Below are 12,092 nucleotides of genomic sequence, written 5' to 3'. Positions count from 1 at the left end.
CAGGAGATTCCCGCATGACCGCGAAACAACGCATGGTATTCGTGGCGGCCTGCCTGGCCTGCGGAACGGCGAGCGCACAGGCGCCCAATACGCTCACTCCGCAGGAAAAGGCGCAAGGCTGGCACCTGCTGTTCAACGGCCGCAACCTCGATGGCTGGCATTCCTACCTGCAGAAGTCGCCGGGGAAGGACTGGTCCGTCCGTGATGGCAGCATCGAGCTGCAGCGCGGGAGAAGCGGTCGCGCGGAGGATTTCGCCGACCTGGTCACCGATGGCGAATACGCCAATTTCGACTTGAAGCTGGAGTGGCGGATGACGCCGTGCGCCGACAGCGGGGTGATGTTCTACGTGAACGAGTCGCCGAAGTATGCGCAGACCTACGAGACTGGGCCGGAGATGCAGATCGCCGACCTGGCCTGCACGAAGCTGGACAGCCGCGTGCTGAACGAGCGCTCGGGCGACCTGTTCGACCTGATCTCCTCGCCGGTGGAATGGGTCAACCAGGCGCCGCAGTGGAACCGCTTCGAGATCGTCGCCGACCACGGGCACCTGCAGTTCTTCCAGAACGGCCACAAGGTGATCGATATCTGGCTGTGGACGGACGCGTGGAAAAAGCTGGTCGCCTCCACCAAGTTCAAGGCGTGGCCGGACTTCGGCACTTTCCGCAAGGGACATGTTTCCTTGCAGGGCACTGAGGACAAGGGCACGACGCCGATCCGGCTGCAGTTCCGCGACATCAAGCTGCGCGAGTTGTAGACGAGGCTCGCGGCTTCAGCCGATCCCGAGATGGGCGCTGGCCGCGTCGAAGCGTTCGATCGCGTCGCCGGTTTCGATCAGATCCATCACACCGGGCTTCTCGATCTTCGTGCCCCAGGCCAGCTCGCTCGCAGGCTTGCCCAGATACTTGCGCGCGGCCGCATCGTACTTGTCCACGCACCAGCGTCGATCCGAATAGGGGCCGGAACGATTCGGGTTGCTCGCTGCATGCAGACCCAGCACCTTGGTTCCTACCGCATTGGCCATGTGCATGGGGCCGGAATCCGGGGTCAGCAGCAGCTCGGCGCGTGAGAGTAGCGCCAGCAATTTCTTCAGCGTGTCCTTGCCGGTGAGGTCGAGTGGCGCGTGCTTGCAGTGCGCAAGCACCACGTCCGCCATCGCGCGCTCTTCCGGAGAAGGACCGCCCACCAGCGCCACCCGCCAGCCGCGCGCGGCGGCGTGGTCCATCACTGCCGCATAGCGCTCCGGCTGCCAGTTGCGCAGCGCATGGCTTGACGTAGGACTCACCAGCAGGGTGGGCGTGTCGCCCGGCAACTGCTCCGCGGCCCAGGCCTGCGCCTCGTCGGGGATGGGGATATCCCAGCGCACCTCGGTCTGCTTCAGTCCCAGCGGCTCGCAGAAGCTGCCGATGGCATCGAGCACGTGTTCGCCGCTGCGCGCCGGGATGCGCTCATTGACGACGAGGCCGTGCAGGTCTTTGGCCCGTGCCGCGTCGTAGCCGATGCGCCGGTTCGCCTTGATGCCCAGGCTCAGCAGGTTGGAGCGCAAAGCCACCTGCATCTGCAGCAGCGCGTCGAAGCGCTGGCCGCGCAGTGCCGTCCAGACTTCGCGCATGCCGGCCCAGCCGTTGCCCTTGTCGAAGGTGACAAACTCCACGCCGGGCAGGTCGCCCATCAGCTTGCGTTCCAGCTTGCCCACGATCCACGTGAGCCTGGTCTGCGGCCAAGCCGCCTGCAGCGTGCGCACCAGCGGCACCACATGGGTGACGTCGCCGATGGCGGAGGTGCGCAGCAGGCACATGGAATCGGGAGGGGACATGTAGAATCGCCGGAAGCTGACCGAGACGCACTCGCACCGATGCAAGAGCAACTGCGCGAAGACGCCGAAGGCGCGATTCTGTTCGACGCCGAGGCCTCGCCACAAGTCGACGCCGACTGGTTCGTGCCGGAGCACTGGCGCGAGCAGGGCGCATTGCGCTCGCAGGCGGGCGGGCGCGGCGGCGTTTCCGTGATTGCCACGCCGGCCGGCGAATGCGTGCTGCGGCACTACCGCCGCGGCGGCATGGTGGCTGCGTTGATGGGCGACCGCTACCTGTGGCGTGGCGCCGATGCCACGCGCTGCTTCGCCGAATTCCGCCTGCTGGCCGAGATCGCGCGGCTGGGCCTGCCCGGGCCGGTGCCGGTGGCCGCATGCTACCGTCGGCATGGCCAGTACTACCGCGCCGACCTGATCACCCGACGCATTGCGGACGCACAGACGCTGGCCGAATGCCTTGCTGCCGGCAAGCTGGATGCGGAACTGGCGCGCGAGACCGGCGCGCTGGTGGCGCGTTTCCATCGCGCCGGCATCTGGCACGCCGACCTCAATGCGCACAATGTGCTGGTGACATCCTCGGCGCTGCATCTGATCGACTTCGATCGCGGTCGCCTGCGCGTATCGGCCGAAGGCTGGCGGTTGGCCAATCTCGAACGACTGCATCGCTCGCTGCTCAAGCTGGGCGCTGCAGCCCAGGGCGAGGAAGCGTTTCGCGAGTCCATCTGGACACCTCTCCTCGACGCCTACGAGGCTACCTTCGGCGCATGAACTGGCATCTGCATTTCCTTGGCACGGGCGCGGCCCACGCGGCCGGCGAACTGGGTTCCTCGGCCGCGGTGCTGGAACGCGACGGCGTGCCGGTGCTGCTGGTCGACTGCGGCCCGGACACGCTGGACCGCTACCTCGATGCCTACGGCGCACTGCCGCCCGCGCTCTATGTCACCCACACCCACATGGATCATGTGGCGGGGCTTGAAGGGCTGTTCATCAAGCTGTGGTTCGACGAACACCTGCGCGGCACCATGCGGCTGTTCGCGCACGCCGCACTGGTTCCCTGGCTGCAGACGCGCGTGGCCGACTACCCCGGCGTGCTGGCCGAAGGCGGGGTGAATTTCTGGGAGGCGTTCCGGCTGGTACCGTGCACGCGCGGCTTCTGGCTGGACGGCCTGTGGTTCGACGTGTTCGCCACCCGCCACCACCGGCCCAACACCTCGTTCGGCCTCGCGCTGCCCGGCAGTTTCGTCTACACCGGCGACACCCGGCCGATCCCCGAGACGCTGGCCCGGCATGTCGACGGTGACGAACTGGTGGCGCACGATTGCGGCCTGGTCGGCAACCCCTCGCACACCGGCATCGACGACATCGAGCGCGAGTACGACGTGGCGCTGCGCGCACGGTTGCTGCTGTATCACTACGGCAGTGTGGCCGATGGTGCGACGCTGGTGGCACGCGGCTATCGCGTTGCCTCGGCTGGACAGCGCGTTGCCCTGGGGACGCCGCTGCCGCCGCCCGCGGATGCCGGTTGAGCGCCGTCGTCCCTTGTCAGTCACCGTGGTGGCCGGTATCCTTCCGGCTCTTCACCAGCCGCGATTGGGCTGGTGGGAAGGTTCTGCGTGCGGAGAGGTGTCCGAGTGGTTGAAGGAGCACGCCTGGAAAGTGTGTATACGGCTTATCCCCGTATCGCGGGTTCGACAAATTCGTAGGAACGAATTTGGACAGCCGCAGGCTGGCCCCGAGCGAAAGCGAGGGGTGAGGCTCAGGACGAGCCGAACCATCCCGCCCGGTGCGGGGTGATGCGACAAAGGTTCTGCGTGCGGAGAGGTGTCCGAGTGGTTGAAGGAGCACGCCTGGAAAGTGTGTATACGGCTTATCCCCGTATCGCGGGTTCGAATCCCGCCCTCTCCGCCAGTTGTTGAAAGACGCGACGGCTTCGGCTGGCGCGCCGGGCTCCCTAAAAAGCCCAACGTCCATGGTGGCCCCGTCGGTCCCCCCGCGACGATAGTCCGCAAACCCCGCCAGGTCCGGAAGGAAGCAACGGTAGTGGATGATTCGGGTGCCGGGGTGTGGCTGGCGGGGCCGCCGCCATTTCGGGCGGATCATGCCGGTCGAGGCTGAAGCCGCTCCTACCGAAACCGGCTTCGCCTTGGCACAATCGGGGTTCGCCCCAAGGTAGTCAGGCATGTCCTATCAAGTTCTCGCCCGCAAATGGCGCCCGCGCAAGTTCGCCGAACTGGTGGGGCAGGAGCACGTGGTGCGCGCGCTCACCAATGCGCTGGACACCGGGCGCATGCATCACGCCTACCTGTTCACCGGCACGCGCGGCGTGGGCAAGACCACCATCGCGCGCATCTTCGCCAAGTCGCTGAACTGCGAACGCGGCGAATCGGCCGACCCATGCGGCGAGTGCGCGGTCTGCACCGCGGTGGACGAAGGCCGCTTCGTGGATCTGCTGGAGATCGACGCGGCCAGCAACACCGGCGTGGACGACGTGCGCGAGGTGATCGAGAACGCGCAGTACGCGCCCTCGCGTGGCCGCTTCAAGGTGTACCTGGTGGACGAGGTGCACATGCTCTCCAAGCCGGCGTTCAACGCGCTGCTGAAGACGCTGGAGGAACCGCCTCCGCACGTGAAGTTCCTGCTCGCCACCACCGACCCGCAGAAGCTGCCGGTGACGGTGCTGTCGCGCTGCCTGAAGTTCAATCTCAAGCGCCATCTGCCGGAGCAGATCGCCAGCCATATGCGGCACATCCTCGGCGCCGAGAATATCGCCTACGAGGATGCCGCGATCGAGGAGCTGGCGCGCGGCGCCGACGGCTCGATGCGCGACGGCTTGTCGCTGCTCGACCAGGCCATCGCCTACGGCGGCGGCGCGCTGCGTGCCGACGACGTGCGCATCATGCTGGGCAGCGTGGCGAGCGGACAGGTGCTGGGCGTGCTGGATGCGCTGGCTGACGGTGACGGCACGCGCCTGCTCGCCGAGTGCGTGCAGATCGCCTCGTACTCGCCGGATTTTGGTGGCGTGCTGGGTGACCTCGCCGGCGTGCTGCATCGCCTGCAGCTGATCCAGCTGATTCCCGGCTATCGGCTGGACGAGGAAGGCGCCGATGGCGAGGCGCTGCACGCGCTGGCCGCGCGCATCGCGCCGGAGGACGTGCAGCTCTACTACCAGATCGCCATCGGCGGCCGCCGCGACCTCGCGCTGGCGCCCGATGCGCGCACCGGTTTCGAGATGACGCTGCTGCGCATGCTGGCGTTCCGCCCCGGCGACGAGGCAGTGCACCCGGTGGCGGAGCGTGCGGCACCGCCCGCGCGCGGCGCCGCGCCAGTCGCGCCGCCGGCTCCGGCATATCGGGCCACGCCGCCGGCCCCGGCCGCGGCACCGGCCGTGCGCGAATCCGCTCCGGCTGCGCCGATGCGCGACAGCGGTGGCCTGCCGCACTGGGAAAGCCTGATCGAACAGGCCGGCCTGCGTGGCCCGTTCAGCGTGCTGGCGCAGAACGCGGTGTTGCGCGAACGCGATGGCAACACCCTGGTGCTGGCGCTGCAACCGGCGCACATGGGCATGGCGGTGGAGCCGATGGTCAGCCAGATGGAGGAGCGCATCAGCCAGGCGCTGGGCGAACGCATCAAGCTGCGTTTCGTCGACATCGACAAGACGGCGGCCACCGCCACGCCGGCCGCGCGCGCCACGCAGGCGCGCAACACGGCGCAGGCGGCCGCCGAGCAGTCGATCGAGGACGATCCCTTCGTGCAATCCATGAAACGCGACTTCGGCGCCCGCGTGGTGCCGCAGTCGGTGAAACCCCTGAACAACCCGCAGTAACGGAGCCAGACGATGAGAGGTCAGATCGGCCAGCTGATGCAGCAGGCCCAGCGCATGCAGGAAGACATGAAGCGCGCGCAGGAGGAGATCGCGAAGCTGGAAGTCACCGGCAGCGCCGGTGGCGGCCTGGTGAGCGTGACGATGAGCGGCGCGCACGAGGTGCGCAAGGTGAGCATCGACCGCCAGACCTTCGCCGACGATCCGGAGATGGCCGAGGACCTGGTTGCCGCCGCGATCAACGACGCGGTGAACAAGGTCGCCCAGGCCAGCCGCGACAGGATGGGTGGTGTCACCGCCGGCATGAGCCTGCCGCCGGGTTTCAAGATGCCGTTCTGAACGCAGGAGTGAGTGGAGAGGAGTGAGAAACGAGAGAGAGCATCAGCTTGCTGCTCCTCGCTTTTCTCTCACTCCTCACTTCTCTTCACTCACTACTCGGATCATCCATGTCATCCGGTTCCCCACTTCTTGCCAATCTGATCGAAGCGCTGCGTTGCCTGCCCGGCGTGGGCGGCAAGAGTGCGCAGCGGATGGCGTTCCATCTGCTGGAGCGGGACCGCGAGCGCGGGTTGAAGCTGGCCGATGCGTTGCGCGAGGCGATGCAGCGCATCGGGCATTGCGGGCGCTGCCGCAACTTCAGCGAGGAGCCGCTGTGCGCGATCTGCGCCGGCAGCAGCCGCGACCGCCAGCTGCTGTGCGTGGTGGAGTCGCCGGTGGATCTGGCCGCGATCGAGCAGGCCACCGGTTACCGTGGCCAGTACTTCGTGCTGCATGGCCGGCTGTCGCCGCTGGACGGGCTGGGGCCGGAAGAATTGGGTCTGTCGCAGTTGGCACAGCGGCTGGGCGAAGGCGAGGTGGAAGAACTCATCATCGCCACCAACCCCACCGTGGAAGGCGAGGCCACCGCGCACTACCTGGCGCAGCTGGCCCGTGCCGGTGGCGTGCGGCCGACCCGGCTGGCGCATGGCGTGCCGCTGGGCGGCGAGCTGGAATTCGTGGACCGCGGCACGCTGGCGCACGCGTTCGGCGGCCGCCAGTTGCTGGATTGAGCAGAGTTGCCGATGAGCGCGAACGACGTCCGCGAGCCCGAGCTCAGGCTGGAAATCCCCGCCATCGAGGAATACCGCGCGCTGCGCGTCGCGGCGGGACTGAGCGCCATGACCGCCGAGGGCGCGGCGACCGGCTTGCCGGCGAGCTGGTGCGCGGTGTGCGTGCGCCATGACGGCGAACTGATCGGCATGGGCCGCATCGTCGGCGACGGTGGCCTGTTCCTGTTCGTGGTCGACATCGCGGTGACGCCGGCCTGGCAGGGACGCGGCTGGGGGCGGCACATCATGGCCGCGCTGGTCGAGCAATTGCGCGCACGGGCGCCGGCACGGGCGATGGTCGGCCTGATTGCCGACGGCACCGCTTTCCGGCTCTACGAGCAATTCGGTTTCAGACTGGTGGCGCCGGCCGCGCACGGTATGCTGCTGCGTCTGTAACCGTGGAGAAGAACGACATGGGCGACACCATCTTCGGCAAGATCATCCGGCGCGAGATCCCGGCCGACATCGTCTGGGAGAACGACGAACTGCTGGCCTTCCGCGACGTGAACCCGCAGGCGCCGGTGCACGTGCTGTTCATCCCGAAGAAACCGATCGCCACGCTGGACGACGCCGCGCCGGAGGATGCGGCGCTGTTGGGCCGCCTGCTGCTGACTGCCTCCGACTACGCGAAGCGCGAAGGTTTCGCCGCGCAGGGCTATCGCACCGTGATCAACTGCAACGAATACGGCGGTCAGACCGTGTTCCACCTGCACGTGCACCTGCTGGGCGGCCGGCACATGCACTGGCCACCGGGTTGAGCGGTCTTTCATGGGCACCAATGGAAAACGCCGGCCCATGGCCGGCGTTTTCGTTGCGGCAGTCACTTGCCCGGCGGGGGCGGCGGCGGTGCGGGGCGCACCACGATCACGCGCGGGCGATTCCAGTAGTACGGATAACCGTAACCGTAGCCACCCCACGGACCCCAGCCCGGGCCCCAGAACGGGTCGTAGAAGCCCGGCGGGTAGGGCGTGTTCACGTAGACCGGGCGCTTCGGCCACAGGTACACCACGTTCGCTTCCACGCGCGGATAGGGGTAGTCGTAGTCGCCCACCTTCTGCGTCACCGTGCCGTGGATGGTGCCGGTCACGGTCAGCTCGCGGCCGCGACTGAACACCTCGGGGTCGTAGAAGCCGCTGTGGCAGGCCACGAAGCGGCCCTGGTCGCTGCCCGAGCGGCCCAGCTCCGGCCGCGCCTGGCTGTCCAGCGGACGCGCCAGGATGTAGAAGCAGGTCTGCTGCGGGCCCGGCTCGGTCTTGATGATCTCGCCACCCCAGCGCACCTGGGTGCCACCGGCGCCACCTTGCTGGGCGGCGGCGCTGGAGATGGCGGTGTAGTTGCCTTGCAGCGGTTGCGGAATGGTCACGCAGCCGCCCAGCAGGGCAGCGGCCGCGACTAGCGCGAGGGGACGGTAGAGGGACATGGCGGTATCTCCATCATGGATGTTTGTGTGCACAACCCTATCAACGCTCATTTGACCATGCGGACGACAGGAAAATCCCGTACCGCGCGTTGCAGTGCGCGGAGGGATTCAGACGTCGGTTCGGGGTGGGCATAGCGCAGTTCGAGATAACGGTGCATCAGTTCGGTCAGCCTGTCGTGTTGCGCCGGCAACATGCGGGCGGCGCGTTGCAGGTAGTCCCGCGGTCCTTCGCCGGCCAGTCGTGCCACGCCCTGCCGCGCCAGCTTGCGTTCCAGTTGGCGCAGCGCGGTGCGCGCAGGGTCTTCCGGTTCGCGCCGCCGCCACACCCACGCCAAGCCGGCAGCCATCGCCAGCACGCAGGCCACGGCCAGCAGCAGTGCCAGCGTGGAAGGATCCGTGTCGCGGATGCCGAACGGCTTCAGCAGCCCGCGCTGGCGCAGTGCATCGAAGCCGTTAACGCCCAGGTTCCACCAGCGGTTGACGATGTCCCAGCGGTTGCGCATCGACTGCAGCCAGCCGCTCTGGTACCACGGCAGCTGGCCGGGCGCGGCGGCGGCGGCACCCATGCTGATGCGCTGCGGGCGCACCGCAGCGGTGGGGTCGACCCGTACCCAGCCGTGGCCAGCCAGCCACACCTCGCTCCAGGCATGCGCGTCGGAATTGCGTACCAGCAGGTAACCGCCCAGCGCGTTCCAGTAGCCGCCCTGGTAGCCGGTGACCACGCGGGCGGGAATGCCGGCGGCGCGCATCAGCACGGTGAACGCGGACGAATAGTGCTCGCAGAAACCTTCGCGGGTATCGAACAGGAAATCGTCCATCGCGTCGCGGCCCAGCGGCGCTGGCGCCAGCGTGTAGCGGAAGCCGCCGTCGTGGAACAGCGCCAGCGCGGCCTGCACGATGGCGGCATCGTCGCTGCCGTAACGCGCCCGCCATGAGCGGCCCAGCGCCAGCGTGCGCGGGTCGAAGCCGGCGGGCAGTTGCAGCCAGCGGGCGCGGTGGCGGCCGAGCTTCGGCTCCAGCCGGTAGCGGGTGGCGGATTCCAGCGTGTAGTCGCGCAAGCTGTCCACCGGCTTGTCGGCGATCACCTCGCGGTCGCGGCGCAGGCTGGCACCGGGCGGCGCGGCCAGCGGCACGTCCAGCGTGGGCAGCACGCGCTGCCGGGTCGGTTCCAGGCTGACGTGGTAGCGGATGGTTTGCGCGGCTTCGACCGGTACTGGCAGCTGGTTGGCCACGTCGCGGTAGGTCCAGCTGCTGCCGTCGTAATGACCCATCACGTAGGCGCGGAAATAGCGCAGGTCGGGCGGTGGCGGCGGGCCGTCGAAGCCCACCCGCAGCGCGGGGCTGTCGTCGACCAGCAACTGGGTGAAGCCGGCCGGGGTCATGCGGTCGCTGAGGCCGGTGCGTTGTTCGCCGGTGTTCGGCGCTCCCCACAGCGGCGAGTTCAGCCGCGGCAACAGCAGGAAGGCGAGCAGGGCCAGCGGCAACGCGGCGGCCAGCAGGCCGAAGCCGGGCAGCAGTTCGCGCCACAGTGCCGGCGGCGCGCGCCGACCCGGCTCCAGCGAACGCAGCGCAGCCAGCGGCGGTAGCAGGCCCAGCGCCACCGTGGTGGTGGCGGTGAGGCTCTGGTCGAACAGCAGCGCGGCCATCAGGGTGAAGCAGGCGAAGCTCATGCCCACGCGGGCATCGCGCGCGGTCTCGGTTTCCAGCAGCTTCAGCACCAGCAGGCCCACCGCCAGCGCGGCGCCCGGCGCCTGGCCGAACAGGTTGCCGTACCAGCTCACGATGGACAGCAGCAGCGCGGCCAGCAGCGGCAACTTCAGCCAGGCCGGCGTGCGCGCGCGCTGGCGGCGGCGCTGCCACCAGCGCAGGCCGAGGATGCTCGCCAGCGTGACGCCCAGCCACCAGGGCAGGTGCGGTGCGTGCAGCGCCAGCACGGCGGCGAGGCCGAACGCGACCAGGTCGAAGCTGCGTGGGTCCAGCGGCGTGGCGGCGGACTTCGTCACGGCAACACCGCCAGCGTGCTCATGCAGCGCGCGTAGTGGGCCGGGCCGCTGCCGATGTCGATGCGTTCGTGCGGCAGCTGCAGGCTGTAGCGCCGGCCTTGCGCCTCCGCATCGCCCAGCCAGCGCGCCAGCCGGGCGATGCGCGCCTCGCGATCCAGCGCGCGCAGCGCGTCCCACTCCAGACGCCAGGTCTCGCGCGGCTCCGGGCGGTCGAAATCCTTGACCAGCAGGTCATGGTGGCGGGCGCTGGCTTTCCACGCGATGTGCCGGGGCGCGTCGCCACGGCGGTAGTCGCGCAGCGCGGCCAGTTCCTCGCCCGGCTGCGGACGCAGGCGCTCGCGCGCATCGCCCGGCAGCACCGGCGGCGGCCCGGCGGCTTCCGGCCGGGGCCAAACCAGCACGGACTGCTGCGGGTGCAGCCAGCTCCAGGCGCGGAACAGGCCCAGTGGCCAGCTGCTCCAGATCCGTAGCCGCGGCAGCGCCAGCCAGCCGCGCCGGGTGGTGGCCAGGCGCAGCCGCAGTTCCGTGGTGCCCTGCAGGGCGAAGGCCAGCGACTCGCTGGCGCAGTCGAGTCGTACCGACTCGCGCGCACGCTGCGCCGCGAAATCCAGTACCAGTTCCAGCGGCTCGCCGGCGACGGCATGGCCGGCGCGGATGCCGCGCAGTGACAGGCCATCCAGCGTGCGGAACGCGAGCAGCATGCTCGCGGCGGTCGCCGCGCCCAGCATGCAGGTCAGCAGCAGCGCCGCGTTGTTGGCGTAGTTCAGTGCGCCGACCAGCATCACCAGCAGCAACACGCCAAAGCCCAGCCCGAACGTTGTCGGCACGATGTAGATGCGGCGCCGACCCAGTTCGATCGGCAGCGGCTCGGGCTGGCGCAGGCGGGTGAGCGCGGGCAGGCGACGTTCGGCCCAGACTCTGGCACGTTGCGCGAGCCGGCGCAGGTTGGAGCGCATCAGTCCACCGCCACCTCGGCGAGCAGCTGGCGCGCCAGCGCCTCGCCACCGACGCCGCGTGCGGCCACCAGCCGGTGCGCGGCCAGCGGCACGAACAGCACCTGCAGGTCTTCCGGCAGCACGTAGGTGCGGCCGTCCAGCAATGCCCAGGCGCGGGCGGCGGCGAGCAGCGAGAGGCCCGCGCGCGGCGACAGCCCGGTGCGGATCTCGGCATGGCGGCGACTGGCACCGAGCAGCGCCTGCAGGTAGTCGAGCAGGGCGGGGCTGGCGGTGATCGCCTGCGCCTGCCGGCGCAGCGCGAGCAGGGCGGCGCCGTCCAGCTGCGGCGCCAGCCGGGTCAGCAGGTCGTGGCGCCCGATGCCGGTGAGCAGTTCGCGTTCGGCGGCGGGATCGGGATAGTCCAGCGACAGCCGTAGCATGAAGCGGTCGAGCTGGGAATCGGGCAGCGGGAAGGTGCCGGCGAGATCCAGCGGATTCTGCGTGGCGACCACGAAGAACGGCTGCGGCAGCGCGTGGGTCTGGCCGTCCACGGTGACCTGGCCCTCGGCCATCGCCTCCAGCAGCGCGCTCTGCGTCTTCGGCGTGGCGCGGTTGATCTCGTCGGCGAGCAGCAGGCCACCGAAGATCGGGCCGGGGTGGAAACGGAACTGGCCGGTCTCGCGCTCGTACACGCTGACGCCGAGGATGTCCGAGGGCAGCAGGTCGCTGGTGAACTGCACGCGCTGGAATTCCAGCGCGAAGCTGGCGGCGAGCGCATGCGCCAGCGTGGTCTTGCCCACGCCGGGTACATCTTCCAGCAGCAGGTGGCCGCCGGCGACCAGGCAGGCCAGCGCCAGCTTTACTTGCCGCGTCTTGCCCAGCACCACGCGGTTGAGCTGCGCCTCGGCGGCGGCGAGGCGCTGGCGCAGTTCGTCGCCGGGCGGGGTGGCAGGCAGGGGCTGGCTCATCGGTCGGGCTCGCGGCGGTGCGTGGGTGGGAAGCGGTTCGACGGGGT

At 69.2% G+C, this 12,092-nt stretch carries 13 protein-coding genes, 1 tRNA gene and 1 other RNA gene; 10 read left to right on the top strand and 5 right to left on the bottom strand.

Going from position 1 to position 12,092, the window contains the following annotated elements; genetic code table 11:
- The first annotated feature begins 14 nt into the window (after nt 1-14).
- Nucleotides 15-755: a DUF1080 domain-containing protein gene (locus B0E52_RS10150; protein WP_077483708.1), complete on the top strand. Its 741-nt coding sequence runs from the start codon at nt 15-17 to the stop codon at nt 753-755.
- 15 nt (nt 756-770) lie between these two features.
- On the opposite strand, the gene B0E52_RS10145 is transcribed toward B0E52_RS10150, so the two are convergent.
- Nucleotides 771-1,814: a glycosyltransferase family 9 protein gene (locus tag B0E52_RS10145; protein ID WP_077483707.1), complete on the bottom strand. Its 1,044-nt coding sequence runs from the start codon at nt 1,812-1,814 to the stop codon at nt 771-773.
- A gap of 39 nt (nt 1,815-1,853) precedes the next feature.
- Between B0E52_RS10145 and B0E52_RS10140 the strand changes: the two genes are divergently transcribed.
- From B0E52_RS10140 to B0E52_RS10100, 9 genes are all read left to right on the top strand, one after another.
- Nucleotides 1,854-2,579: a 3-deoxy-D-manno-octulosonic acid kinase gene (locus tag B0E52_RS10140; protein ID WP_077483706.1), complete on the top strand. Its 726-nt coding sequence runs from the start codon at nt 1,854-1,856 to the stop codon at nt 2,577-2,579.
- On the top strand, nt 2,576-3,337 hold the full coding sequence (locus B0E52_RS10135) for an MBL fold metallo-hydrolase (RefSeq protein WP_077483705.1): 762 nt from the start codon (nt 2,576-2,578) through the stop codon (nt 3,335-3,337). Before B0E52_RS10140 ends, B0E52_RS10135 begins: the two co-directional genes overlap by 4 nt.
- A gap of 289 nt (nt 3,338-3,626) precedes the next feature.
- Nucleotides 3,627-3,719: transfer RNA gene (locus B0E52_RS10130), tRNA-Ser, on the top strand.
- A 71-nt stretch (nt 3,720-3,790) separates the two neighbouring features.
- Nucleotides 3,791-3,887, top strand: an RNA gene (gene ffs, locus B0E52_RS10125) — signal recognition particle sRNA small type.
- Nucleotides 3,888-3,990: 103 nt separating this feature from the next.
- Complete coding sequence (gene dnaX / locus B0E52_RS10120) at nt 3,991-5,634, top strand: DNA polymerase III subunit gamma/tau (RefSeq protein WP_077483704.1); 1,644 nt, start codon at nt 3,991-3,993, stop codon at nt 5,632-5,634.
- A 12-nt stretch (nt 5,635-5,646) separates the two neighbouring features.
- Complete coding sequence (locus B0E52_RS10115) at nt 5,647-5,970, top strand: YbaB/EbfC family nucleoid-associated protein (RefSeq protein ID WP_077483703.1); 324 nt, start codon at nt 5,647-5,649, stop codon at nt 5,968-5,970.
- Nucleotides 5,971-6,077: 107 nt separating this feature from the next.
- Entirely contained in the window at nt 6,078-6,680 is a 603-nt protein-coding gene (recR, locus tag B0E52_RS10110) for a recombination mediator RecR (protein ID WP_077483702.1), read from the top strand.
- A gap of 12 nt (nt 6,681-6,692) precedes the next feature.
- A complete protein-coding gene (locus B0E52_RS10105) occupies nt 6,693-7,115 on the top strand; it encodes a GNAT family N-acetyltransferase (protein WP_077483701.1) in 423 nt (140 codons plus the stop codon).
- Nucleotides 7,116-7,132: 17 nt separating this feature from the next.
- Complete coding sequence (locus B0E52_RS10100) at nt 7,133-7,477, top strand: histidine triad nucleotide-binding protein (RefSeq protein ID WP_077483748.1); 345 nt, start codon at nt 7,133-7,135, stop codon at nt 7,475-7,477.
- A 62-nt stretch (nt 7,478-7,539) separates the two neighbouring features.
- Here the strand turns inward: B0E52_RS10100 and B0E52_RS10095 are convergent, their stop codons facing one another.
- Genes B0E52_RS10095 through B0E52_RS10080 form a run of 4 tightly spaced genes read right to left on the bottom strand, consistent with a single transcriptional unit; the run spans nt 7,540 to nt 12,045 of the window.
- Nucleotides 7,540-8,139 carry a Slp family lipoprotein gene (locus tag B0E52_RS10095; protein WP_077483700.1) on the bottom strand — a complete coding sequence of 200 codons (600 nt, stop codon included), beginning with the start codon at nt 8,137-8,139 and terminating at the stop codon, nt 7,540-7,542.
- A 47-nt stretch (nt 8,140-8,186) separates the two neighbouring features.
- Nucleotides 8,187-10,142 carry a DUF3488 and transglutaminase-like domain-containing protein gene (locus B0E52_RS10090; RefSeq protein ID WP_077483699.1) on the bottom strand — a complete coding sequence of 652 codons (1,956 nt, stop codon included), beginning with the start codon at nt 10,140-10,142 and terminating at the stop codon, nt 8,187-8,189.
- Nucleotides 10,139-11,098, bottom strand: a complete 960-nt coding sequence (locus B0E52_RS10085; RefSeq protein ID WP_254426759.1) for a DUF58 domain-containing protein — start codon at nt 11,096-11,098, stop codon at nt 10,139-10,141. Before B0E52_RS10085 ends, B0E52_RS10090 begins: the two co-directional genes overlap by 4 nt.
- Nucleotides 11,098-12,045, bottom strand: a complete 948-nt coding sequence (locus B0E52_RS10080; RefSeq protein WP_077483698.1) for an AAA family ATPase — start codon at nt 12,043-12,045, stop codon at nt 11,098-11,100. Before B0E52_RS10080 ends, B0E52_RS10085 begins: the two co-directional genes overlap by 1 nt.
- Between the last annotated feature and the right edge of the window lie 47 nt (nt 12,046-12,092).

It is taken from the genome of Rhodanobacter sp. C06 (assembly GCF_002001105.1).
Taxonomy (GTDB): Bacteria; Pseudomonadota; Gammaproteobacteria; order Xanthomonadales; family Rhodanobacteraceae; genus Rhodanobacter_A.
Note: the sequence above shows the minus strand (reverse complement) of the source record. Positions and strands in the feature narration are given on the sequence as shown.

Bases quoted from the DNA above. Each gene is read 5' to 3' on its own strand.
- B0E52_RS10150 (WP_077483708.1), top strand. From the start codon at position 15: ATGACCGCGAAACAACGCATGGTATTCGTGGCGGCCTGCCTGGCCTGC.
- B0E52_RS10145 (WP_077483707.1), bottom strand. From the start codon at position 1,814: ATGTCCCCTCCCGATTCCATGTGCCTGCTGCGCACCTCCGCCATCGGC.
- B0E52_RS10140 (WP_077483706.1), top strand. From the start codon at position 1,854: ATGCAAGAGCAACTGCGCGAAGACGCCGAAGGCGCGATTCTGTTCGAC.
- B0E52_RS10135 (WP_077483705.1), top strand. From the start codon at position 2,576: ATGAACTGGCATCTGCATTTCCTTGGCACGGGCGCGGCCCACGCGGCC.
- dnaX (WP_077483704.1), top strand. From the start codon at position 3,991: ATGTCCTATCAAGTTCTCGCCCGCAAATGGCGCCCGCGCAAGTTCGCC.
- B0E52_RS10115 (WP_077483703.1), top strand. From the start codon at position 5,647: ATGAGAGGTCAGATCGGCCAGCTGATGCAGCAGGCCCAGCGCATGCAG.
- recR (WP_077483702.1), top strand. From the start codon at position 6,078: ATGTCATCCGGTTCCCCACTTCTTGCCAATCTGATCGAAGCGCTGCGT.
- B0E52_RS10105 (WP_077483701.1), top strand. From the start codon at position 6,693: ATGAGCGCGAACGACGTCCGCGAGCCCGAGCTCAGGCTGGAAATCCCC.
- B0E52_RS10100 (WP_077483748.1), top strand. From the start codon at position 7,133: ATGGGCGACACCATCTTCGGCAAGATCATCCGGCGCGAGATCCCGGCC.
- B0E52_RS10095 (WP_077483700.1), bottom strand. From the start codon at position 8,139: ATGTCCCTCTACCGTCCCCTCGCGCTAGTCGCGGCCGCTGCCCTGCTG.
- B0E52_RS10085 (WP_254426759.1), bottom strand. From the start codon at position 11,098: ATGCGCTCCAACCTGCGCCGGCTCGCGCAACGTGCCAGAGTCTGGGCC.
- B0E52_RS10080 (WP_077483698.1), bottom strand. From the start codon at position 12,045: ATGAGCCAGCCCCTGCCTGCCACCCCGCCCGGCGACGAACTGCGCCAG.